Source organism: Streptomyces sp. NBC_01306 (assembly GCF_026340465.1).
Taxonomy (GTDB): Bacteria; Actinomycetota; Actinomycetes; order Streptomycetales; family Streptomycetaceae; genus Streptomyces.
This window is the reverse complement of sequence record NZ_JAPEPC010000001.1, coordinates 4,100,429-4,123,020: the sequence shown is the minus strand read 5'-3', so window position 1 is coordinate 4,123,020 and position 22,592 is coordinate 4,100,429. Positions and strand designations below refer to the sequence as shown.

General features: G+C 69.0%; 23 protein-coding genes and 1 pseudogene. 13 read left to right on the top strand and 11 right to left on the bottom strand.

Annotated features, from left to right (window positions below):
- Positions 1–44: 44 nt before the first annotated feature.
- The 4 genes from OG385_RS18230 to OG385_RS18215 all read left to right on the top strand — a co-directional run bounded on the left by OG385_RS18230 (position 45) and on the right by OG385_RS18215 (position 3,459).
- On the top strand, positions 45–962 hold the full coding sequence (locus tag OG385_RS18230) for an LLM class F420-dependent oxidoreductase (RefSeq protein ID WP_266855703.1): 918 nt from the start codon (positions 45–47) through the stop codon (positions 960–962).
- Positions 959–1,312, top strand: a complete 354-nt coding sequence (locus OG385_RS18225; protein ID WP_266855702.1) for an NIPSNAP family protein — start codon at positions 959–961, stop codon at positions 1,310–1,312. Before OG385_RS18230 ends, OG385_RS18225 begins: the two co-directional genes overlap by 4 nt.
- Positions 1,309–1,944 (top strand): Dabb family protein, encoded by a 636-nt coding sequence (locus OG385_RS18220; RefSeq protein ID WP_266855701.1) that lies wholly within the window; start codon positions 1,309–1,311, stop codon positions 1,942–1,944. The genes OG385_RS18225 and OG385_RS18220 overlap by 4 nt, the downstream gene beginning before the upstream one ends.
- Before the next feature lie 231 nt (positions 1,945–2,175).
- Entirely contained in the window at positions 2,176–3,459 is a 1,284-nt protein-coding gene (locus OG385_RS18215) for a hypothetical protein (RefSeq protein ID WP_266855700.1), read from the top strand.
- A gap of 250 nt (positions 3,460–3,709) precedes the next feature.
- On the opposite strand, the gene OG385_RS18210 is transcribed toward OG385_RS18215, so the two are convergent.
- From OG385_RS18210 to OG385_RS18200, 3 genes are all read right to left on the bottom strand, one after another.
- Positions 3,710–4,228: a DinB family protein gene (locus OG385_RS18210; protein WP_266855699.1), complete on the bottom strand. Its 519-nt coding sequence runs from the start codon at positions 4,226–4,228 to the stop codon at positions 3,710–3,712.
- A 104-nt stretch (positions 4,229–4,332) separates the two neighbouring features.
- Positions 4,333–5,298: an aldo/keto reductase gene (locus tag OG385_RS18205; RefSeq protein WP_266860959.1), complete on the bottom strand. Its 966-nt coding sequence runs from the start codon at positions 5,296–5,298 to the stop codon at positions 4,333–4,335.
- A 207-nt stretch (positions 5,299–5,505) separates the two neighbouring features.
- Positions 5,506–6,126 (bottom strand): TlpA disulfide reductase family protein, encoded by a 621-nt coding sequence (locus OG385_RS18200; RefSeq protein WP_266855698.1) that lies wholly within the window; start codon positions 6,124–6,126, stop codon positions 5,506–5,508.
- 317 nt (positions 6,127–6,443) lie between these two features.
- Between OG385_RS18200 and OG385_RS18195 the strand changes: the two genes are divergently transcribed.
- Positions 6,444–7,127: a hypothetical protein gene (locus OG385_RS18195; protein WP_266855697.1), complete on the top strand. Its 684-nt coding sequence runs from the start codon at positions 6,444–6,446 to the stop codon at positions 7,125–7,127.
- A gap of 125 nt (positions 7,128–7,252) precedes the next feature.
- Here OG385_RS18195 and OG385_RS18190 read toward each other — a convergent pair whose 3' ends face one another.
- The 4 genes from OG385_RS18190 to OG385_RS18175 all read right to left on the bottom strand — a co-directional run bounded on the left by OG385_RS18190 (position 7,253) and on the right by OG385_RS18175 (position 10,755).
- Positions 7,253–7,753 (bottom strand): pyridoxamine 5'-phosphate oxidase family protein, encoded by a 501-nt coding sequence (locus tag OG385_RS18190; protein WP_266855696.1) that lies wholly within the window; start codon positions 7,751–7,753, stop codon positions 7,253–7,255.
- Between the two features lie 123 nt (positions 7,754–7,876).
- Positions 7,877–8,353, bottom strand: coding sequence for a nuclear transport factor 2 family protein (locus OG385_RS18185; RefSeq protein ID WP_266855695.1), 477 nt, complete (start codon positions 8,351–8,353; stop codon positions 7,877–7,879).
- A gap of 66 nt (positions 8,354–8,419) precedes the next feature.
- On the bottom strand, positions 8,420–9,253 hold the full coding sequence (locus tag OG385_RS18180; protein WP_266855694.1) for an alpha/beta fold hydrolase: 834 nt from the start codon (positions 9,251–9,253) through the stop codon (positions 8,420–8,422).
- Positions 9,254–9,399: 146 nt separating this feature from the next.
- Complete coding sequence (locus OG385_RS18175) at positions 9,400–10,755, bottom strand: TcdA/TcdB catalytic glycosyltransferase domain-containing protein (protein WP_266855693.1); 1,356 nt, start codon at positions 10,753–10,755, stop codon at positions 9,400–9,402.
- Positions 10,756–11,178: 423 nt separating this feature from the next.
- Between OG385_RS18175 and OG385_RS18170 the strand changes: the two genes are divergently transcribed.
- From OG385_RS18170 to OG385_RS18160, 3 genes and pseudogenes are all read left to right on the top strand, one after another.
- Complete coding sequence (locus tag OG385_RS18170) at positions 11,179–11,460, top strand: hypothetical protein (RefSeq protein ID WP_266855692.1); 282 nt, start codon at positions 11,179–11,181, stop codon at positions 11,458–11,460.
- A gap of 293 nt (positions 11,461–11,753) precedes the next feature.
- Positions 11,754–12,236 (top strand): annotated as a pseudogene (locus OG385_RS18165) (DUF4157 domain-containing protein); the annotation flags it as partial.
- Positions 12,237–12,505: 269 nt separating this feature from the next.
- Entirely contained in the window at positions 12,506–13,501 is a 996-nt protein-coding gene (locus OG385_RS18160) for an aldo/keto reductase (RefSeq protein ID WP_266855691.1), read from the top strand.
- A 148-nt stretch (positions 13,502–13,649) separates the two neighbouring features.
- Here OG385_RS18160 and thpR read toward each other — a convergent pair whose 3' ends face one another.
- Positions 13,650–14,195: an RNA 2',3'-cyclic phosphodiesterase gene (thpR, locus tag OG385_RS18155; protein ID WP_266855690.1), complete on the bottom strand. Its 546-nt coding sequence runs from the start codon at positions 14,193–14,195 to the stop codon at positions 13,650–13,652.
- Positions 14,196–14,316: 121 nt separating this feature from the next.
- Between thpR and OG385_RS18150 the strand changes: the two genes are divergently transcribed.
- Together OG385_RS18150 and OG385_RS18145 are read left to right on the top strand one after the other, a co-directional pair.
- Positions 14,317–14,886: a Uma2 family endonuclease gene (locus OG385_RS18150; RefSeq protein ID WP_266855689.1), complete on the top strand. Its 570-nt coding sequence runs from the start codon at positions 14,317–14,319 to the stop codon at positions 14,884–14,886.
- A 112-nt stretch (positions 14,887–14,998) separates the two neighbouring features.
- Positions 14,999–15,580, top strand: a complete 582-nt coding sequence (locus tag OG385_RS18145) for a Uma2 family endonuclease (protein ID WP_266855688.1) — start codon at positions 14,999–15,001, stop codon at positions 15,578–15,580.
- Between the two features lie 81 nt (positions 15,581–15,661).
- On the opposite strand, the gene OG385_RS18140 is transcribed toward OG385_RS18145, so the two are convergent.
- Both OG385_RS18140 and OG385_RS18135 read right to left on the bottom strand, forming a co-directional pair.
- Positions 15,662–16,990, bottom strand: coding sequence for an MFS transporter (locus OG385_RS18140; protein WP_266855687.1), 1,329 nt, complete (start codon positions 16,988–16,990; stop codon positions 15,662–15,664).
- A 164-nt stretch (positions 16,991–17,154) separates the two neighbouring features.
- Complete coding sequence (locus OG385_RS18135; protein WP_266855686.1) at positions 17,155–17,592, bottom strand: MarR family winged helix-turn-helix transcriptional regulator; 438 nt, start codon at positions 17,590–17,592, stop codon at positions 17,155–17,157.
- A 134-nt stretch (positions 17,593–17,726) separates the two neighbouring features.
- On the opposite strand from OG385_RS18135, the gene OG385_RS18130 reads away from it, so the two are divergent.
- Positions 17,727–17,909 (top strand): ribbon-helix-helix protein, CopG family, encoded by a 183-nt coding sequence (locus OG385_RS18130; protein ID WP_266855685.1) that lies wholly within the window; start codon positions 17,727–17,729, stop codon positions 17,907–17,909.
- A gap of 27 nt (positions 17,910–17,936) precedes the next feature.
- Here the strand turns inward: OG385_RS18130 and OG385_RS18125 are convergent, their stop codons facing one another.
- Complete coding sequence (locus tag OG385_RS18125) at positions 17,937–19,388, bottom strand: NCS2 family permease (protein WP_266855684.1); 1,452 nt, start codon at positions 19,386–19,388, stop codon at positions 17,937–17,939.
- Positions 19,389–19,572: 184 nt separating this feature from the next.
- Here OG385_RS18125 and OG385_RS18120 point away from each other — a divergent pair, with 184 nt between their 5' ends.
- Positions 19,573–19,863 carry a DUF2530 domain-containing protein gene (locus tag OG385_RS18120; RefSeq protein ID WP_266855683.1) on the top strand — a complete coding sequence of 97 codons (291 nt, stop codon included), beginning with the start codon at positions 19,573–19,575 and terminating at the stop codon, positions 19,861–19,863.
- A 217-nt stretch (positions 19,864–20,080) separates the two neighbouring features.
- Positions 20,081–22,537: an HAD-IC family P-type ATPase gene (locus OG385_RS18115; RefSeq protein WP_266855682.1), complete on the top strand. Its 2,457-nt coding sequence runs from the start codon at positions 20,081–20,083 to the stop codon at positions 22,535–22,537.
- Positions 22,538–22,592 lie beyond the last annotated feature (55 nt).

The following is a 22,592-nucleotide window of genomic DNA, read 5'->3' as shown; positions in this document are numbered from 1 at the left end:
CTTAATCGCTCCCATTAGAAAGGGGCGGTGAGGGAGGGGTGACGATGGTGCGGCTGGGCATGATGGCGCCGTTCGCGGACGGGCTGATCACCTCGGGCGGCTTCCTGCGCGATCTCGCGGGGACGCTGGAGGAGTGCGGCGTCGAGTCGCTCTGGACGGTCGAGCACGTGGTCATGGCCGAGGCCTACGAGCCGCTGTACCCCTATGCGCGCTCGGGGCAGATGCCCAGCGCCCCCGACGCGATACCGATGCCGGACCCGCTGGAGACGATCGCCTTCCTCGCCGGGGCATCGAGCACCCTGCGGTTCGGCACGGCGATGGTGGTGGCACCGCTGCACAGCCCGGTAGTGCTCGCCAAGCGGGCGGCGACGATCGACCGCCACTCGGGCGGGCGGCTGATGCTGGGCCTGGGCATCGGCTGGCAGAAGGAGGAGTACGCGGCCGTCGGCGTGGAGTACCGGCACCGAGGAGCACGGTTGGACGAGTGCATCGAGGCGATGCGCGCGCTGTGGTCCCAGGCCCCCGCGAGCTTCCAGGGACAGCATGTGTCCTTCGACCGGGTGCACTGCCTGCCCCGGCCGGAGTCGGGCGCGGTGCCGATCGTGCTGGGCGGCAACAGCGACCCCGCCGTGCGGCGGGCGGCCCGCTGCGGCGATGGCTGGTTCCCCTACACCATCACCGCCGAGGACTTCGCCCGGCAGGCGGACCTGCTGCGCCGGTGTGCCCGCGCGGCAGGACGGGCGGAGGACGCCGTCGACCTCACGGCCTGGCCCGGGTCCTGCGACGCGGAGCGGGCGAGGAACGACCCCGCCTGGGTGCGGGAGTACGTGCGGGCCGGGGCGAACCGGCTGGTGATGTCGCCGCGCATCGGCGGCGCGGACGGGCTGCTCGGGCCGCGCGGCCTGGAGGGGCTGCGCGAACAGATCGACCGGTACCGCGACGAGATCCTGGAGAAACTGTGACCGACGTACAGGTGCAGGCACGGGCCCAGGTACAGGTGCAGGTCCAGGTACACGACCGCGTAGTGCTGGAGGTGGATGACGCCGGGCCCTGGCTCGAACGCTGGCGCGAGGACTATCTCCCCCGCGCCCGGACGCGGGGGATGACGTTGCGGGGGGTGTACCGCGCACACACCGGCACCGGGACCGTCGCCCTGTCCGTGGCGTGGACGCTCCCCAGCCCGTACGCCTTCTACGAGATGCGCGCGGCCGCGGCCGCCGATCCCGAGGTCGCGGCCTTCTGGGCGTATACCGACGCCCTCGCCGTCGAGCGGGACCGCCGGGCGAGCCGGCCTCTGGAGGGGATCGCATGACCCGCTGGGTGATCTTCACGTCGACGCCCGAAGCGGTCACCGGCCTCGACCGGGCGGCCGCCCTGCTGCCCGGCGTCCGGGCCTGCTCAGCGGGGACCGATCTGCCGGGCAGCTTCGGCGGCCTGGGCCTGAGCGGGGACCTCACCACCGACGGGGAGCTGTCCGCGTCCGCGGTGCGGTCGCTCCTGCGCGACGCGACGATCGACACGAAAGGCGACGCGAAGGCCGATGCGCAGGTCGACGCCGTACCGCTCGCGCCGGTGGCCTCGCGACAGGTGGAGCTGTCCGGGCCACGCGTGAAGCGCACCCTGGCGCTCGCGGTGCGACCTGGCACTCCGCCGGAGACCGTGGCCCGCTTCGAGGCCGATCTGATGGCGATGCCCGATCACATCGCGACCATCCACTCGTGGGCACTGAGCCGTGTCGACGCCACCGTGGAGTCCTCACGCTGGACCCATGTCTGGGAGCAGGAGTTCGCCGACGTCGACGGTCTGACAGGCGCGTACCTGCTGCACCCCTACCACTGGACGTACGTCGACCGCTGGTTCGACTCCGAGCTGCCGACCTCGATCGTCGCCCCAGCCCTCGCCCACGTCTTCCGGTGGGCGCACGCCCCGGTCCTCACCCACTGACCCACTGACCCGACGCTCGACCGGCGCGGTCGGTCAGGAGGGGTCCGGGCCCGTGCTCCGATTCCGATCAACTACGTTGATCAGGCACGGACCAACGCCGGGCGTCGCCACCGAGGATGAGCCTCCTGTCAGCAAAGAGGGTGCAGCGACCTCCGCCCGGCCGGCGCTCCACGGACGACGCCGGTCGGGGACGACGGCCGGCAACGACGTCAGCAGAATCGGAGAACAGCAATGCGGTACGAGTCGTCCGAACGGACCGACACGTCCGGTACGCCCTCCTCCGCGAGGCCGACCTCGCGCCGCCGGCTGCTGGGGGTGTCCGGCGCCGCCCTCCTCACCGCGGCGTGCAGTGCCACGGACAAGCACCCGAGCGGGAAGGGGAGCAGCGGGAGCGGGAGCAAGCAGCCGACCCCGACGGGCAGCGACGCACCCACGGGCGAGGCCCCGGACGGCGCGCTCGGCGTGAACTTCAACGAGGACCCGTCCGACTTGGACTTCGCCGAGATGAAGACGCTTTCGGCGAAGTGGGTGCGCGGCTTCGTCCCGATGACGGACGATCTCGACGCGAACACCGCGACCCAGCAGCGGGCCGTCGCCAAGCTGCTCGACGCGAACGGGAACGACTTCAGGACGATTCTCTCGATGAAGTTCCCCTTCATGACCGCCGGGCAGCCACTGCCCAAGGTCGGCAGCCCGGAGATGGACACGCAACTGAAGCGCGTGGACCGGGTGCTGGACGCCGTCATGGGGAAAACGGACATCCTCACCATCGGCAACGAGCCCTTCCTCGAAACCATGAAGGACGAGCGCGACGCACGGCTCAATGTGTTCTACGAGTACATAGCCGAGCACGTCATCGCCTACCGCACGAAGAAATTCCCGCACGGGTGCAGGACCCGCCTGTACATGGGGGCGCTCAACCACCTCGACAGGAAGGAAGCGCGCACCCAGGCCACCGAGCGGTGGGTCGCCTTCGTCAACAGGAAACCGGAGATCGAAGGCCTCGACATCCATCCGCACGTCGACTCCCTCCAGGCAGCCGGCCAATACGTCCAGTACGTCGTGTCCCGCCTGGACAAGGGCAAGAGGTTCCTCGCGACGGAGTTCTCCCTCGTACTGCTCTGGCAGAAACACATGGGCGACACGATCCCGGCGGCCTACGCAGCGAAGTACCACGTGTCCCCGAACACCCGCGTGTGGCAGGTGATCGGCAACGCGATCAAGAAGCCCTTCCCTCAGGAGAGGTGGGAGGACTTCCTCACGATGAGTCCGTGGTTCGCCTCCAACAAGGACTATCTGACCAAGCAGGTGCAGATGTTCAGGGAGACCGGGAAGCTCGCGGTGGCCACCTACGGGGCGGTGCAGATCGAATCCATGCAGACGGGCTGGGGCCCCCACAAGATGCCGTGGATCCTCAACCCCCCGTATGCGAACCGCACGGTCCAGGAGGAAAACGGAAAGGTCGGGCGGACCACCGTCTGGTTCGACTCGTTCAGTGGCTTGCAGGATTCCTGAGCGATTCACGATTCACGATTCACGGCTCACGACTCGCCGGCACTGCGACCGGGTAGGCGCTCGCACCCACACTCAGCGGCGGCCTGCGTAACGACGCGCGGGCCACCGCTGTTGGAACGACGGGGCGGGCGCACGTGGGGTGACGGGACGCTCACCCTGGCGAAGGCACTTGACGCGCTCCTCGCCCACCTCGTACAGCTACGTCGACGCACGGTCCAGGGTCCAGGGCCCGGACCCGGGGCCCCGGGCCTCAGACCCCCGTGCTGCCGTCGATCCGCTCGCGGATCAAGTCCGCGTGCCCGTCGTGCCGGGCGTACTCGCCGACCATGTGCGTGTAGATCCACCGCAGGCTCACCTCGCTGCCCATGAACGGCGAGGTGTCATCCAGCGACCGCGCCGCGCAGTTGGCGCGGGCCCGGGTGATCTCGTCCTCCCAGGTGTTCCGCGCCGCTTCGAACGAGGCGTCATCGGCGAGGCCGAAACCTTCGTCGTGCCCCTCCGTACCGACCGGTTGGCCGTAGATGGCCGGTGCGTCCTCGCCCGTCAGCACGCGGCGGAACCAGTTCCGCTCGACCTCGGCCATGTGCTGGACGAGCCCCAGCAGCGTCAGGGACGAAGGCGACACGGAGGCCGTGCGCAGTTGTTCCTCCGTGAGGCCCTCGCACTTCATGGCCAGCGTGGCCCGGTAGAAGTCGAGCCAGCTCTCCAGGTTCATGCGCTCGTCCGCGTTCAGGGGCGGCATCGGTCGTTCAGTGCTCGTACTCGTCATGAGTCCTAGCCTGCCAGCCGGGTCTGACAACGCCCCGCCGCCCCGACGGCCGGCGCCCGCCCATCGCACACCGGAGCCGGGCGTCGGACATCAGGCATCCGGCATCAGGAATAGAAGTTCCGCTCCCACCGGTGCTTCGCCAGCACGGCGAGCTGGTCCGCGGTGAGCACCCGCCCGTCGCTCAGAGCAGTGTTGCGCTCCACATTGCGTACGGTCCGCATCCCGGGGATGACAGTGGAGACCGCCGGCGAACTCAGCACGAAACGCAGCGCGGTCTCCGCGATCTCGTCCGGCGCGATGCCGAGGTCGGCGACGATCGCCGCCACCCGCTGTTCGACCTGCGCCGGGCGGTCGTCGCGGAAGTACCGGTGGCGCCAGTCGCCCTCCGGGAACGTGCTGTCCGCGGTGATACGGCCGGTGAGACCGCCCTCGTCCAGCGCCACCCGCACGATGACCCCGACGCCGTGCTCCTCGCAGGCCGGCAGCAGCGCGTCGGCGGGCGACTGGTCGAAGATGTTGTAGATGACCTGCACGCTGTCCACGGCCCCGCTGCGTACGAGCGCGAGTGCGTTGTCCGGCTCGTGGTCGTTGATGGAGACGCCGAACAGGCCGATCTTCCCCTCCTGTTTCAGCGCGGCGATCGTCTCCAGCCAGTCGCCCCGGCCGACCCAGTCGTCGCTCCACACATGGAATTGCAGCACGTCGAAGTGGTCCAGGCCGCTGGCCCGCAGACTGGTCTCCAGAGTCCTACGGATGTGCTCACCCGGATACACGTCGGCCGGGTCGAGCCCGAAGGGCGGCGGCCAGACCCCGTTCCTGGGCGGCACCTTGGTCGCGACACGCACCTCGTCACCGGCCCGCTCACGCACGACACGGCCGACGATCCGCTCGCTCTCGCCGTAGCCGCGCGCGGTATCGATGAAGTTCACACCGAGGTCGACGGCCCGGTGCAGAGCCCGGACGGACTCGTCCTCGGTGGCCCCCACCCAGCTGGACTCACCGATACCCCAGGCTCCGTAACCGATCTCGGACACGGACAGCCCACTACGTCCCACTGTGCGGTATCGCACCATCATCCCCAACGTCTCAAGCGTCCCGGCGGAAATCTCCCCGACGGTAGGCGACTTGGCGGGAGACCGCAGCTGGTTTTCACAGCGAAACGGTCAGCCGTCCAACCGCTTGACGGCCATGCCCGGCCCACCAATACCGCCAGGGCTCCACTGGCACGCTGCCTGCGTGCCGGCACGATCAGCGCGGCGACGACGTCCCCGGCCGGATCACTTCTCCGCCAGCACGGGGTCGATCATCTTGTGCAGCGTGCCCTCTTCGACCCCGCTCAACTTACGTGCGGCGATCTTCCCATTCCGGTCGATGACCAGCGTGGAGGGAATCGCCTGCGGGCTCAGACTGCCCGCAGGGAAACGGAGAACGAGCTTTCCAGCCGGGTCGTACAGGCTTGGATACGTGATGCCGTACGACTTCTCGAACGCCTTCGCAGGACCCGTGGAGGGATCACTGGTGTTGATTCCGACGAACTCCACTCCCTTCGGCTTGAGTTCCTTCGCGGCCTTCTCAAGATTCCTGGCCTCGGCACGGCAGGGCGAACACCACGAGCCCCAGACGTTAACGACGACGACCTTCCCCTTGTAGGCGGAGCTCACGTCCAACGCGGCCCCCTCCAGCGTTTTACCGGAGAGGTCTGGCGCTCTTTCACGGCTGCTTTTCGCAGCCATGACGATCCCATCGCCGCTCGTCACATACCGCGAGCCCTGGGAACTGCCCACCTTGGACCCGGATCCGCACGCGGACAGAACCAGCACGCAGGACGCGACGACGGCGCCAAGTTGGGCGCGGCGGCGGAAGTCTTCGCTGTTACGGAGCGGGAGCGCAAGAGCCATGTGAAAAGTTTCGCATGGTCGGTTGTTCCGTGGATAATACCCACCCCTTCCAGGGCGAAATATCCGACGCCGGCCATAAAGGTAGGGCACCGCCTCAAGGTGTCGTTTCCGTTGGTGAGACTTCGGTAACCGACGGGTGACGATACCGAGGAAGGTCAGGAGATGACCTCCAACTCGTTGAAGATCACTCCGGTCGGCGTTGTAGCGTTCTGCGCAATTGTCCTGCTCCCGGCTTCGTGATGGCCACTCGAAGGGGCAACAAGCCGCATCGAGTCGACCAGGACACCGCATGCGGAAGGAATAGGAAGTTGCACGTCATGGCACGACCGGAGTCCGGTACGAGGATCATAGGCTGGGCCATGGCGGCCACCCTGCTGGCGGCGACGCCGCTCCTGGCAGCCTGCTCGGGCAGCTCGCACTCCTCTTCCGCCTCGCACCACAGCACCGACCCCTCACCCTCCAGCAGCGCATCGGGCAACTCCGGCGCGTCGTCGGACGGTGGCTCCAGCACGAAGACGGGCGGCCAGCCCACTGTGTCCTCCGCGGTCGGCGCCTGGGTCGACGCGGTCATCGCGAAGGACGCGAAGCGGGCATGTCTGGTCTCCGCCGAGCCGGGCAGCGGCTCGTCTCCGGCGAAGGCCATGACCCCCCAGACGTGCGACGCGACGACGACGCAGCAGATGGCCGTCGGCCTGAAGTCCATGAGCAAGGCGTTCACGCCGCAGAACGCCTCCGGCAAGCCAACGGTGAAGGTCAACGCCCCCACCCCTCAGGGCGACAAGGCGGTCGTCCCGGCGGCCAAGATCATCATTGATGGAAAGCCCCTGCGGGCGATCATGCTGTCCCGCTCGCACGGGGTTGACCCGAAGTCCTTCAAGGCCAAGGTGGAAGCCGTCAAGATCAACGAGAAGTGGTACGTCGGCGACTTCGGCAGCGGCAGCGGCAGCGGCAGCGGCAGCGGCAACAGCAGCCAGACACTTCGGCCTCAAACGCCGTCCTGACGAGGCGGGGTGGCGCCCAGGGCGCGGTACCGGTCGTACGCGCGGTGCAGCGCCCCTCCCGAATCGCCTCCGCGCGGTCGACGACGGCCAGCACCCGGCCCTGTTCGTCGACCCGCCCCACCAGTTCATCCATGGCGTCGCGTGGATGTGGGTACGGATGTGGGTGTGGATGTGGATGTGGGCTCCTCATCGTCCAGGACCGCATAGCTCAGATCACGAGCTGTCAGTGACGAGGGCGTCAGCCGTAGCCACACCGTGCCGCGCGCCTCTGGGTCATCGCGCAGGTAGTGGACGAAGCGTGTGTCCCACCGGGACTCGTCCGGGCCCAGGTACCGGGCCAACTTCCGGCTCCCACGTGTCACATCGAAGGGAACAAGCTCTCCACGTCCACGGGCGACGACCTGGCGGACGAGGCCCGTGGCGATGTCGCACTCGTCCACCACAAGAGCGATCCGCGGATCGGCACTCACCCGGTGAAAGAGCCTGGTCCACGGCCCGGTCAGTATCCAGAAGGCGCCGTCCTCCCACAGGAACCACACCGGCCGCACGGTCGGCCCGTCCGTCGCCACGCGCGCGGTGAGCGGTCGGCTGAGGAAAGCATCGATGTCGAAGGGGGGAGGCGCCATCCCTCCATGCTCGTTCCCCGGCCCGTGACCGAACACCCCCACCTTTGGCCTACGTCGAGAGGACGGCGGGCCCGAACGAGCCCAACTCGGGACGGCTGGTTGGCCCCAGCAGTATCCGTCTCCTTACGACGTCGGCGGCTGAGGGGCTGACGGAAGGTGAGGTGGCGTGCCCGTGGTCCAGATCGCGGTGACCTCCATGTGCGCCATGCGCCAGCCGTCCGGCGTCCGGCGCAGTTCGGCCCGGTAGACCCCGCCCACGGTGAAGACGGGCTGGGTGTCCGGGCCGAGGGCTTGCAGGGTGGATCCGTGGTGCACATGCCTCATGAGCGCGTTCCACGACGCTGTGGTCCTGCCCGAGGCGGCGTCGGTGTGGACCAGCACATCGGACGACATGTGCTGCGTACGGGCGTAGCGCTCGATTGCTTCCCGCGTGTGCCACATGGCGTCGATGCCCTGGGAGGTGCCGATCGGGGTCACCGTCCATACGTCGTCCGTGAAGTAGGCGCAGGCCCAGTTCTCCGGGAACTCCCGCTCGTCCAAGGTGCGGAAGTAGAGGCTGATGAGAGTGCTGATGTCGAAGTGGTCCGGCCGGCTCGTCATGGGCCGATCCTGGCGCCTCAACCGCGCTTGGGGTCAACGCCGTGCCGGACGGCGGCGCTCCGCCTGTCAGCTCGGCTGTCGCAGGAAGGCGAGGAGCGCGGCCGTGAGTTCGGCGGGGGCGTCCTCCTGTACGAGGTGGCCGGCACCGGGGATCGGCTCAAGCCGTGCGCCCGGGATGCGGGCGGCGAGCTCCCGGCCCTTCGCCGCGGGGATCCAGGTGTCGTCCTGGCCCCAGCACACCAGTGCCGGGATGCCGATCTCTCCGTACTGGTCCTGCACTTCGTCGGTGTAGCGCTCGTCGGCCTGAGCGATCTGCCGGTAGAAGGCGGCCTGTCCGAGGTCGCCGAGCCAGGGTTCCACCAGCCGGTCGAGGACGGCCGGGTGCAGCCCGGGGCTGCTCGCGGAGCTCACGTACTCGCGTACCAAGGCCTGATGGAGCGCGGGCGGCAGCTGCTCGAAGACCCCGGAGTGCTCGCCGACCAGCCGGAAGAACGGGGAGCCCCACGGAGCCAGCGCGACCGGGTCGACCAGGGCGAGCGCGCGGTAGCGGGCGCCGTGCAGCAGATGTGCCCGCAGGGCGACCGCACCGCCGAAGTCGTGGGCCACCACGCGGGGTTCGTCAAGCCGCCAGTGCGCCAGCAGTTCGGTGAAGACCCGGCCCTGGGCGGCGAGGGATACATCCTGACCGTCCGACATCTCGGATGCACCGTAACCGGGCATGTCCCATACGAACACCTCGTGGCTGTGGGCGAGCGCGCGGGCGACGGCGCGCCAGACGTACGAGGAGAAGGGCGTGCCGTGGAGGAGGACGACCGGATCGTGGCCGGGCGACCCGAGGCGGTTCCAGCGGACGTCGCCGGAGGTGCTGCGGAATGTCTCCGTCAGCTGCCATTCGCGCACGGTGTCGTTCCTCTCGGGTGGGCCGGCGTCTCAGGGGTGGCGGTGCGGGGGTGGCGGTACGGCCACCCGTCCGCCCGACCGGCGCCCGCCGGGCCGGGACGGACTGATTCCGACGGCGTCAGCCAGTCGGCCAACGAGCCGCCCGGTCAGTAGTTCTGGTTCTCGCTCTCCGGGGTCAGCCACTCCATGTTGTCGTGGAAGTGGCGTCCCTGGCCCTGGAACCTGCCGTACTCGCCCCTGTTGAGACCGCCCTCGATGCCGAACTCCTCCTGCAAGTGATGTTCCACCACCTGGAGGAGCGGGAACGGTCCGGACGCCGCCGGACCGGCCATGTGCAGTTCGTCGGCGTCCATCCCCTTGATCTTCGCGGCGATCTTCACAATCATCTTCTCCATGACCGCGGAATCCTTCTGTGCGGCGATGAAGTGGTTTCCGTAGCCCCCGGTTTCGAGCAGATGAGTCACCGCGGCGCGGATCTGGGCCGCGGTCGGCTTTCCGGTCGCCCGCTCGGCACCCGCCTGGCTCAACGTCGCGTTCAGGCTCTGCTTGTCGCGGATGAGCGGACCGAGCACGGGGACGTCCTTCTCCGCGAGCTTGGGGGTGTTCTCCTTGAGGTTGACCGTTCCGGAGCCCAGGTCCACGTCGGCGTACACCCCGCCGTGCTTCTTGAGGATGCTGTACCGGGCGATGTCGGATGCGAACGGATACGCCTTCTGCTTGCCGGTGGTCGCCTTGGTGTAGGCCTCGGCGAGGCGGGGGTCGATGGCGTCCTCGATGAACTTGCGCTGCAGGCCCTTCGTGGTCCGGATCCGCGCCTGGTTCATGGTGCCCAGGGACGAGTTGTGGTCCGTCCAGAGGTTGATGGTCCAGCCCGTGTTGGTGGCCCGGCCGGCCCACGCGAGGATGTTGTTGAGCGCGGCAGGCGGGATGGCTCCGCCGATCCAGATGAAATGGACCTGGGACGGAATCTCGGGGCCGTCGCCGGGACGCAGCGCCTCGACCTGCTTCCGCAGGTCGTCGAGGTAGTCCGGCGGTGGGTTCAGGCCCTTCAGGCGGTCGAGGAGCAGGTCGACGGCTTCGTGGTTGCCCTTGCCGAGCGAGGTGAAGACGTAGTCCCGTACGTTGTCCACGTCCTCGGAGTCCAGCGGCTGCCGGGCTCCTCCGGAGGGCCCTGCGTGGGAGATGCCCAGGGGAGCACGCTGCACAGCCGGGGCGGCGCGGCCGGAACCGGCGGCGCGACCGGGGGCGTGACCGGCGCCATGGGCGTGGGCGTGGGTGTCGCCGTGCGCGTGGCCGGGGGTGTGCTTGCCCACCGTCCGGGAGACCGCCGCGTTGCCCGCGGAGCGTTGCAGCGCCGTGACGGCGGCCGGGCCGAGCGGGAGCCCGGGGGCCGGGAGTTCCGCCGTGGACGCAGCGGACGGCGAGGCCGGCCGGCGCCGTACCGGCGTCGCTCCGCGCTTGTCGCTCGCAGCCCTGGCCTGGTCTGCGATGTGCTCCGGCATCGATGGTCTCCTCGTGTCCGACACGCCCCGGGCGTGAGGTGTTGGGACACCCAGTGTGGCCGCTCCGGCGCTGCGACTTCCAGGCCGGGGAGGACAACCGTGAGGGCAGAGTTCGCTGCCCGCCCGAGATGCCCCGGCTTCGGCGGGCCCCGACGGGCCCCGATATCGGCCCCAGCATGACGACGGAGCCGCGACCGGCCGGGCAACACCTGCTCGGTGAAAGCCAGTTCAGCGACAGCCCCCGCCCGGTGTCCGGCAGGTTCGCGACACCAACAGCCGGTGACGACGGTGTCGTCGCCTTCCCTCCTGCGCCCCTGCGGTGCCACACCCGGCCGGCCCGGGACGGGCCGCCCGAAGGCGCCGAACCCGTGTGCGGATACTGTGAATAGAATGCGAGTTCGCTGACTTAACTGTGAGGAAAACATGGGGAAGGCCGCAGAGCGCAGCACCCTGTACCACGAGTTCCTCCAACTCGCGGGGCAGATCGAGCGGCTTCTGAACACCGACCCGGCGCAGACCGCCCTTGACCAGGACGAACTGGTGCGCTGGCAGAACCGGTACCGCGAGCCGGAGGGGAAGACGGTCCTCTACCGCCGCAACTCCCTCCTCATGCCCGGCTCCATACCCATGTCCGACACCCTCCGCGAGTGGAACACCCACGCGCGGGAAGTGCTGCGGAACGCACCCCTGCAGCCCCAGCGCTGAGGCGGCCGGCGCGCGGATTGCCCGGCGGGGCCACCTGACGTACCCGCAAGAACGTGCGGTATGCCCTTCCACCTCTTGCCCCCCGACACCGATGTCGCCTAGACAGGTAACCGACATGCGGCACGAAGTACCGAAGGAGTGGGTGGGTGCAGGAGCGGAAGCAGGATGTGAACGCTGCGCAGCGGCAGGGGAACGAGCTGCGCAAGCCCGCTGCGTTGCCGCATCCGGAGCACCACGCGGCGGCGGCCGCCCTGGCCGGGCAGCTGCCGGGCCGGCAGTCGCCGGAGGCCGTCATGGCGTTGCAGCGTTCCGTGGGAAATGCCGCGGTCGCCCACATGCTGGAGGTCCAGCGGCACGCTCACGGGGCGTCCTGCGGACATCAGGAGGCCCTGCCGGAGGAAGAGGCTCCGGTGCAGCGCCGGATGGCCGCGCACGATGTGCTGGGCATGCCCGGCCAGCCCCTTCCCGGCGCGCAGCTGCAGGACATGGAGGCGCGGTTCGGCGGCGTCGACTTCAGCGACGTACGGATTCATGACAACGCGGTCGCGAAGAAGTCGGCGCAGGAGATGGGCGCCCGCGCCTATACGTCCGGCAGCCACATCGTCATCGGTGAGGGCGGCAGCGACAGTCACACCCTGGCCCATGAACTCACGCATGTCGTCCAGCAGCGGCAGGGTCCTGTCGCGGGTACGGACAACGGGAACGGGCTGAAGGTCTCCGACCCGTCCGACCGTTACGAGGTCGCCGCGGAGGAGAACGCCCGGCGCGTCATGTCCATGGACGCCCCGGCGGCCGAGCAGACGGTGGACGACGAGACGGAGCACGGGCACACGGCGTAACGCCGCAAGCCCCCGGCCGGCTCAGCGGGGTCCGGTGCCCACTGGCTGATGCCAGTGGGCTGTGCAGTCGCCGCCAACTGACCGCGTTCCCGTACGCCTTCGGCCCCGGGCCGGGCGGTCTGCCCCCCCCTGCCCTCCTCCTGCCCCCCCTCAAATGGCCCGCACATCCTTGATTCGAGCGCGCTCCAAGCGGTTGGCTGAGGCTCATGAAGTACACGCAGCTTGGACGCACCGGACTCAAGGTCAGCCGACTGGTCCTCGGCACGATGAACTTCGGGCCGCAGACCACTGAGGCCGACAGCCACACGATCATGGATTCCGCGCTGGCCGCGGGCGTCAACTTCTTCGACACCGCCAATGTCTACGGCTGGGGTGAGAACAAGGGCCGCACCGAGGAGATCCTCGGGACCTGGTTCGCCAAGGGGGGCGAGCGGCGCGACAAGGTCGTGCTCGCCACCAAGATGTACGCGAACATGGGTGCCGACGGTGAGGCTTGGCCCAACCACGACAAGCTCTCCGCGGTCAACATCCGCCGTTCCGTCGAGGCTTCGCTCAAGCGGCTCCAGACGGATCACATCGACCTGTACCAGTTCCACCACGTCGACCGGAACACCCCGTTCGAGGAGATCTGGCAGGCGATCGACGTACTGATCCAGCAGGGCAAGATCCTCTACGCGGGCTCGTCGAACTTCCCCGGCTACAAGATCGCGCAGGCGAACGAACTGGCCGCCCGCCGCGGCTCGGTCGGCCTCGTCAGCGAGCAGTGCATCTACAACCTGATGGAGCGCCGCGCCGAGATGGAGGTCATCCCGGCCGCGCAGGAGTACGGCCTGGGTGTCATCCCGTGGTCGCCGCTGCACGGCGGGCTGCTCGGCGGAGTGATCCGCAAGGAGCGGGACGGCGGCACCGGGCGCAGCGCATCGGGCCGCTCGGCGGACGCGCTCGCCGACCAGGCCGTACGGGCGAAGATCCAGGCGTACGAGGACCTGCTCGACAAGCACGGTCTGGAGCCCGGGGAGGTGGGTCTGGCCTGGCTGCTGACCCGGCCGGGTGTGACGGGCCCGATCGTCGGCCCGCGCACGGCGGAGCAGCTGGAATCGGCGCTGCGCGCGGTCGAGCTGGAGCTGCCGGAGGCCGTGGTGTCCGGGGTCGAGGAGATCTTCCCGGGGCCTGGCCCGTCACCGGAGGCGTTCGCCTGGTAAACGCACACCCTTCGGGTGGGCGCACATCAGCAGCCGGTGGCGGCCGCCGTCAGTGTCCGACGGCGGCCGCCACGGCGACGACGACGAACAGCAGCACAAGCGCACCGGCCATGATCCGGTTCCTGGTTTTCGGGTCCACGCTCCGAGGTTACTTGCCGGGCCCGAGCGGCCGGGCGGCGACCACCTCGTACCGGGGCTGCCGCCCGCTGCGTACGAGGGCCAGCTCCCGCACGGTCCACGGGCTGCTCTCGAAGCCGGCCAGGGTCTCCGCGTACGGTCCGAGGCCGGTGAGGCCGTCGCCGCGGGCCAGGGTGAGATGGGGCACGTACGGGTGCTCACGCTCCATGGGCGCGCCCGCCTCCCGCACCGCCGCCTCCACCCCGGCGGCCAGCCGCCCCATCGCGTCCACGCCCCCGGCGGCACCCGCCCACAGCGCCCGGTCCCCGAACCGGCCGCCACCGGCGATGCGCAGCGCGAAGGGCGCGTGGTCCCGGGCGGTCAGCGCGAGCCGTGTTTCCAGGGCGGGGACGAGGTCGTCGTCCACCTCGCCCAGGAAGGCGAGCGTGAAGTGCCAGCCGGGCCGTTCGGTCCAGCGCAGCCGCCGGGCGCCGGGCAGCGCCCGCGCCCGGTCGACCCGCGCCCCGAGCTGAAGGGCCGCCTCCTGCGGCGGCAGCAGTGCCACGAAAAGCCTCATGCGGCCCAGTGTCCCGGGTGACGGAACCGGCCTGGCCCGTTCCCGGCGTACCCCGGTCACCGTGCGTATCGTTGTACCGCGCGACTGCCCGCACCCCGCGGCAGTGGGGAGGAGCGCCACGATGACCGTCGTCGACGACAGGATCGAGATGGCCGACAGCCTGGACCTGCTCTTCGAGCAGGTGGAGTCCGTCCCCGAGGGCTACCACGTCGAGATTGTCGGGGGAACCATTCACATGTCGCCGCAGCGGGACGCGCACTGGCAGATCATCCGCAGGATCGTGCGGGCGCTGGAGGACGCGTTCGGGATGGACGTCAAGGTCACGTCCGACGTCCGGATCGACTTCCCGGGCCATCTGAACGGCTTCGCCCCCGACGTGGCCAAACTGCGGGCCGACGCGACGAAGGACGCCCGGGGCCGCTGGCGGTACCAGGACGTCGAGCTGATCGCCGAGGTGATCTCGGAGGGCACGGCCGCCAACGACTACGGGCCCAAGAAGGCCGCGTACGCCGCCGCCGAAGTCCCCGTATATCTGATCGCCGACCCGTACACCGGCGTCTGCCATGTCTTCACGTACCCGAAGGACGACGAGTACCACGGCACGGTGACACTCGACTTCGGCTACCCCATCGACCTGACCGGAACGGCCGTCGGCCTCACCCTGGAGACCGGCGACTTCCCCCGCGACTGAGCGACTGAGACCGGCCGCACTCCTGGCCCGTTCCCGGCGTACCCCGGTCACCGTGCGTATCGTTGTACCGCGCGACTGCCCGCACCCTGCGGCAGTGGGGAGGAGCGCCACGATGACCGTCGTCGACGACAGGATCGAGATGGCCGACACCAGCGACGAGCGCACTCTGGACTCGATGTTCGAGTGGCTTGAGCCGACCCCCGAGGGATTCAAGGTCGAGATCGTCGGGGGGAACATTTTCATGTCACCGCAGCGGGACACGCACTGGGACATCATCCTGGACATCGTCGAGCAGCTCCGCGCCGTGTACCCCCGTCAGCGGGTGAAGTCCGATGTGCGCATCGACTTTCCCGGGCTGCTGAACGGCTTCGCCTCGGACGTCGTGGCTCTCGTCGAGGGGGCTGCCAAGGACGAGAAGGGGCACTGGCGCTACCAGGACATCGAGTTCGTCGCCGAGGTGATCTCCAAGAACACCGCCGCCAACGACTACGGGCCGAAGAAGGCCACCTACGCCACCGCCGGTGTTCCCGTGTACGTCATCGCTGACCCGTACACCGGCAGGTGGCAGCTGCACACGCTGCCGAAGGACGACGAGTACCACGGCACGGTGACACTCGACTTCGGCTACCCCATCGACCTGACCGGAACGGCCGTCGGCCTCACCCTGGAGACCGGCGACTTCCCCCGCGACTGAAGCCGGTGTACGCGGTCCCGCCGGGCCGGGGCTGTCCGCCCCGGCCCGTTCGCGGGACCGTCCGTGCTCACGCCGCGAGGCTCACGCCGCCGTGGCGAGTTGTTCGCGCGGGACGAAGCCCACGTGGCGGCGGCCGCGCCTGAGGTCGACCTCCAGGCGGAGGTTGGCCGCGCGGGCCAGCATCAGGCCGACGCCCATCGCCGCCACCGCGCAGATCGCGCCGCCCAGCGTGAAGCTCACGCGGACGCCGTACGAGTCGGTGAGCCAGCCGAAGAGCGGGCCGCCCAGCGGGGTGCCGCCGGTGAAGACCATCATGAACAGGCTCATCACCCGGCCCCGCATCTCCGGTTCGGTGCCCATCTGCACCGAGGAGTTGGCGGTGACGTTGACCGTCAGGCCGAGGATGCCGATCACGGTGATCAGCGGGACGAACATCCAGATCGACGGAGACCAGGCGGTGATGACCTGGAGGGCGCCGAAGGCGATCGCCGCCCCGACCAGGATGCGCAGCCTGGACGTGCCGCGCCGGGCCGCGAGCAGGGCGCCGACAAGTGAGCCGATGGCCATCAGGGTGTTGAAGAGGCCGTACATCCCGACGCCGCCGTGGAACGTGTCGTTGGCGAACGCGCTGAGCCAGATCGGGAAGTTGAAGCCGAAGGTCCCCACGAAGCCGACCAGGACGATCGGCCAGATCAGATCGGGGTGCTTGGAGACATAGTCCAGGCCCTGGCGGAGCTGCCCCTTGCCACGCGGGGTGCGCTGCGTGTGGTGCAGTTCGCTGCTGCGCATCAGCAGCAGTCCGGTGAGCGGTGCGAGGAAGGAGAGGCCGTTGGCGAGGAACGCCCAGCCGGGGCCGACAGCCGCGGTGAGTCCACTCGCGACGGCGGGGCCTATGAGCCGGGCGGACTGGAAGTTCGCCGAGTTCAGGCTGACGGCGTTGCGGACCTGGTCCGGGCCCACCATCTCGGAGACGAAGGACTGCCGGGTCGGGTTGTCGATGACGGTGACCAGACCGGTGAAGAAGGCGGTCACATAGACGTGCCAGACCTGGACGTTGCCCGTGAGGGTCATCGCGGCGAGGAAGAGGCCGCCGATGCTCATCGCGCCCTGGGTGCAGAAGAGCAGCTTCCGCTTCGAGAAGCGGTCGGCGATGACTCCGCCGTACAGGCCGAAGAGCAGCATCGGAAGGAACTGCATGGCCGTCGTGATGCCGACGGCGGCGGACGATCCCGTGATGCTCAGGACCAGCCAGTCCTGGGTGATACGTGCCATCCAGGTGCCCGTGTTGGACACGACGGCACCGGTGGCGAACAGCCGGTAATTACGGACCTTCAACGAGCTGAACATCGAAGTCCGGGTAGCAGTTTCGTGCGGTGCGGGGGCGGAGTCTGCTCCGGGTCCCGAACTCAACAGGGGTCGCCTCCTGGGCGTAGACAGTGTGGACAAGTGTGGACAGGTGCGGATTGGTGTGGATCGGTGGGGATTGGCCGGGATCAGTGGAGGGAGCCGGTGCGGATGGTGGGGGCCGGAGTGGACAAGGGCAAGGCCACCGGGAGGGGTGGCCTTGTGCGGGGTCAGAGCTGGGCGAGTTTCTCCAGGACGGGGGCGGCAGCTCGCAGCTTCACCCAGTCGTCCTCGTTCAGCCCCTCCGCCAGCTCGGCCAGCCAGACATTGCGGCGGCGCCGGCTCTCCACGAGCATCTCCTGCGCCTCCTCGGTCTGGCTGACGACCTTCTGTCTGCGGTCGTCGGGGTGCGGTTCCAGCCTGACCAGGCCCTTGGCCTCCAGGAGCGCCACGATGCGGGTCATCGAGGGCGGCTGCACATGCTCCTTGCGGGCCAGCTCACCAGGGGTGGCGGAGCCACAGCGGGCGAGGGTGGCCAGCACCGACATCTCGGTCGGGCTCAGGGACTCGTCGACACGCTGGTGCTTGAGCCGACGGCTCAGGCGCATCACGGTGGAGCGCAGTGAGTCGACGGCGGCAGCCTTGTCGGCGGGCGAAAGGTCAGGCATGTTTGTTAGCGTAACTCATTACCTATGCTAAAGACCAACCCGGTATGCCATCCGGTGAGCGACATCACCCATACGAGTGAGGCGAGGCACGAAAGTGACGCGCGGCGGCGGCCGGTCCCGCGACGCTGTCGGGTATGGGATCGACCGTGCTCAGCCTGCGCATAGACGGGGAGCTGCTCGCCCGGCTCCGGAACCACGCGGCCAAACGCGGAATGAGCGTCCAGGACTATGTGGTCCGGACGCTCATTCGCGACGACTTCGACGAACGGTTTCAATCGGCCGTCGACGAGACGGAGAAGTTCTACGGGCGTACGTAGACGCCCCTGCCAACGGCCGGCCGGGCCTCAGGTGAGGCCGAGAGCCGGCATCGCGTAGTAGAAGACGAAGACCGCCGACACGATGTACATCGCCGCGGGCACCTGGCGCCAGCGCCCGACGGCGATCCGCAGGACGGTGAAGGAGATGAAGCCGATCCCGATGCCGTTGGTGATCGAGTAGGTGAACGGCATCATCACCATCGCCAGGAACGCCGGGATCGCGACGGTGAAGTCGGACCAGTCGATGTCCCTGACCGAGCCCGCCAGGATCAGGAAGCCCACCGCGAGCAGCGCCGGGGTGGCCGCCTGCGAGGGGACCATGGTCGCCACCGGCGTGAGGAACAGCGCCACCGTGAAGAGCAGACCCGTCACGATGCTCGCAAGCCCCGTACGGGCACCCTCGCCGACGCCTGCCGTGGACTCCACGAAGCAGGTGTTGGCGGAGGACGAGGTCGCACCGCCCGCGGCGACCGCGATGCCGTCCACGAACAGCACCCGGTTGATGCCGGGGAAGGTGCCGTCCGGCTTCGTCAGCTTCGCCTCGTCGCCGACACCGAGGATGGTGCCCATGGCGTCGAAGAACGACGAGAGCAGCACGGTGAAGACGAAGAGGACGCCGGTCAGCACGCCGACCTTGTGGAATCCGCCGAACAGGCTGACCTGGCCGACCAGACCGAAGTCCGGCGATGCCACCGGGTTGCCCGGCCAGTGCGGGGAGGTCAGACCCCAGCTGGGGACGGTGGCGACGGCGTCGACGATCATCGCGGCGATCGTCATCGCCACGATGGAGATCAGGATCGCGCCGGACACCTTGCGGACGATCAGCGCCAGCGTCAGCAGCACGCCGATCACGAAGATCAGGACCGGCCAGCCGTGCAGATGGCCGTCGGAGCCGAGCTGGAGCGGGACCGTGGTGTGCGCGGTGTCCGGGACACGGGAGACGAAGCCCGAGTCGACCAGCCCGATCAGCAGGATGAAGAAGCCGATGCCGATCGCGATGCCCTTGCGCAGGCTGAGCGGTACGGCGTTCATCACGCGTTCCCGCAGACCCGTGGCGACGAGCAGCATCACGACGATGCCCGCCAGGACGACCATGCCCATCGCGTCCGGCCAGGTCATCCGGGGTGCGAGCTGGAGGGCGACGACGGTGTTCACGCCGAGCCCGGCCGCCAGCGCGATCGGCACATTGCCGATGACGCCCATGAGCAGCGTGGAGAAGGCGGCGGTCAGCACGGTGGCGGTGACCAGCTGGCCGCCGTTGAGCTGATGCCCGTTCATATCGTGCGCGCTGCCCAGGATGATCGGGTTGAGCACGATGATGTAGGCCATCGCGAAGAAGGTCGCGAAACCGCCGCGGATCTCGCGGGCGACGCTCGACCCGCGCTCGGTGATCTTGAAATAGCGGTCAAAGGCATTCTGCGGCCCGCCGGATGGCGATGGTGGAACAGCGTCGACCGGAGCGGTGGCCGAGGGTGACATGCGCGCGACCTCAAGTGTCATGTGATGAGAAACGGCCATATTTGGACGTTTAAACGAAAGGAACGAGCCAATTGGAAGCCGTTTCAGTATGAATACATAAGTCGAAGATCGCTATCTCCGCGCGTAGAGCCTTGGGCCACCTGGCCCGGCATCGCCTCGCACTCCCCCGCATAGACTGTCGGTCATGGCGAAGTGGACACCCGTACATGAGGCACCCGAGCCCCTGGAGGGGCCCGTCGTCGCCACCATCACCGGCGGCACGATCATCTGGTTCGTCCTCTTCCTGGTGCAGCTGCCCTTCTACGGCTGGTTCGACGACCACGGGCATCTGTGGTGGCTCTGGACCTGCGCGGCCGGCGCCGCTCTCGGGCTTGTCGGGATCTGGTACGTACGGGGGCGCGACGCGGCACTCAAGCGCGCGGCGGCCCAGGCGGAGGCCGGCCAGGGACCTGACGCCACGCCCGGCTCCGCGTAGGGCACACGCCCCTCCGCGCAGGGCACGTCCTCCGCGTAAGGGCACCTGGCCTCCGCGCGAGGCACACGCCCTCCGTGCAGGGCACACTCGTCGCACCGCCCCCCTCCGGGTCCCTACGGCCGCAGGATGAGGCCCGTCCTGTCCCGTCTCCTCCCGAGGGCGGATCTTCCGGTATCTCGCCGGGTAATCGTGTGGTTCTGGCCTTAACGTCGGATCCATGACGCAAGGGCCGTATATCGACGCGGGGTCCGAGCTGGACCCCGTCCACCCCGTCGAGCTGCCACAACCGGCCCGCGCGACCGGGCTGTCCACCGCCGAAGTGGCCGAGCGGGTGGCCAGGGGCGAGGTCAACGATGTGCCCGTACGGTCCAGCCGGTCCACCGCCGACATCGTCCGGGGCAACGTCTTCACCCGGTTCAACGCGATCATCGGCGTGCTCTGGGTAATCATGCTGTTCGTCGCACCGGTCCAGGACAGCCTCTTCGGCTACGTGATCATCGCCAACACCGGTATCGGCATCATCCAGGAGCACCGCGCCAAGAAGACCCTCGACGGACTCGCCGTGATCGGCGAGGCGAAGCCGACCGTACGGCGCGACGGAACAGCGGGCGAGGTCTCCACATCCGACCTGGTCCTCGGCGACCTCATCGAACTGGGCCCGGGCGACAAGGTCGTCGTGGACGGCGAGACCGTCGAGGCCGATGGCCTGGAGATCGACGAGTCGCTGCTCACCGGCGAGGCCGACCCCGTGCACAAGAAGCCGGGCGACCCGATGATGTCGGGGAGTTTCGTCGTCGCGGGCGGCGGGGCGTTCACCGCCACCCGGGTCGGCCGGGAGGCGTACGCGGCGCAGCTCGCCGACGAGGCGTCCCGCTTCACGCTCGTCCACTCCGAGCTGCGCAGCGGTATCTCCACCATCCTCAAGTACGTGACCTGGATGATGGTCCCGACCGCGGCCGGGCTCATCATCAGCCAGCTGGTGCACGAGCGGCACGACCTCAAGGACTCCATCGCCCGGACCGTCGGCGGCATCACCCCGATGATCCCCGAAGGGCTCGTCCTCCTCACCTCCATCGCCTTCGCCATCGGCGTCATCCGGCTCGGCCGCAAGCAGTGCCTGGTGCAGGAACTCCCCGCCATCGAGGGCCTCGCCCGGGTCGACGTGGTCTGCCTGGACAAGACGGGCACGCTCACCGAGGGCGGTATGAACGTCACCGGGCTGCGGATGCTGGGCGGGGCGGACGAGGCGTACGTACGGCAGGTGCTCGGCGCGTTCGGTGCGTCCGACCCGCGGCCCAACGCCAGCCTCCAGGCGATCGTCGACGCCTACCCGGACACCTCGGGCTGGCGCTGCACCCGCGCGCTGCCCTTCTCGTCGGCCCGCAAGTACAGCGGGGCCGCCTTCGGCGAGGGGGACGGCGAGTCCTCGGCCTGGCTGCTCGGCGCCCCCGATGTGCTGCTCCCGGAGGGGGACCCGGCACTCCAGGAGGTCGGCCGGCTCAACGAGGAGGGGCTGCGGGTGCTGCTTCTCGCACAGGCGGCGGGCAGCCTGGACGACGGTGAGGCACACGCCGAGGAGGACGGCGGCGGTGACCTGCGCAAGGTCGTGGCAGGGGCGCAGCCGACCGCGCTGGTGGTGCTCGAACAGCGGCTGCGGCCCGAGGCCGCCGACACCCTGGCGTACTTCGCGGACCAGGACGTCGCCGCCAAAGTGATCTCCGGCGACAACGCGGTGTCGGTGGGCGCGGTGGCCGCGAAGCTGGGCCTGGCCGGTGCCGCCGACACCATCGACGCCCGGCAACTCCCCACCGATCAGGAGGAGATGGCGGATTCGCTGGACTCGCACTCGGTCTTCGGCCGGGTCTCGCCGCAGCAGAAGCGCGACATGGTCGCGGCGCTCCAGTCGCGCGGTCACACGGTCGCGATGACCGGGGACGGCGTCAACGACGTACTGGCCCTGAAGGACGCCGACATCGGCGTGAGCATGGGCTCGGGCTCGGAGGCGACGCGGGCGGTCGCGCAGATCGTGCTGCTCAACAACAGCTTCGCGACGCTGCCCTCGGTCGTCGCCGAGGGCCGCCGGGTGATCGGGAACGTCACCCGGGTGGCGACGCTCTTCCTGGTCAAGACCGTCTACTCGGTGCTGCTGGCCATCCTGGTGTCCTGCTTCCAGATCCAGTACCCGTTCCTGCCACGGCACTTGACCATGCTCTCCACGCTGACGATCGGCATCCCGGCCTTCTTCCTGGCCCTCGCCCCGAACAAGGAACGCGCGAAACCGCACTTCGTACGGCGGGTGCTGCGGTACTCGGTCCCGTGCGGCATCATCGCGGCGGTCGCCACCTTCGTGGCGTACATGATCGCCCGGCACTACTACGTGGGAGCCGGGTCCCTGGACGCCGAGACGAGCGTCGCGACCCTGACCCTGTTCCTGGTCTCGATGTGGGTGCTGGCGATCATCGCCCGCCCCTACACCTGGTGGCGGGTCTGTCTGGTGCTGGCGATGGCCGGGGCGTTCCTGCTGGTCATGGTGGTCCCCGCGCTCCAGCACTTCTTCGCGCTGAAGCTGGTGGGGGCGGCCATGCCGTGGACGGGCGTGGGGATCGCGGTGGTCGCGTCGGCGGGCATCGAGGTGGTCTGGCGGTGGGTGGACCGGCACCACCCGGGGCGGTAGCGGGGCCGGGGGTCCGCCCGCGGGACTGGATGCCCTGCGGACGGACCCCGCGGAC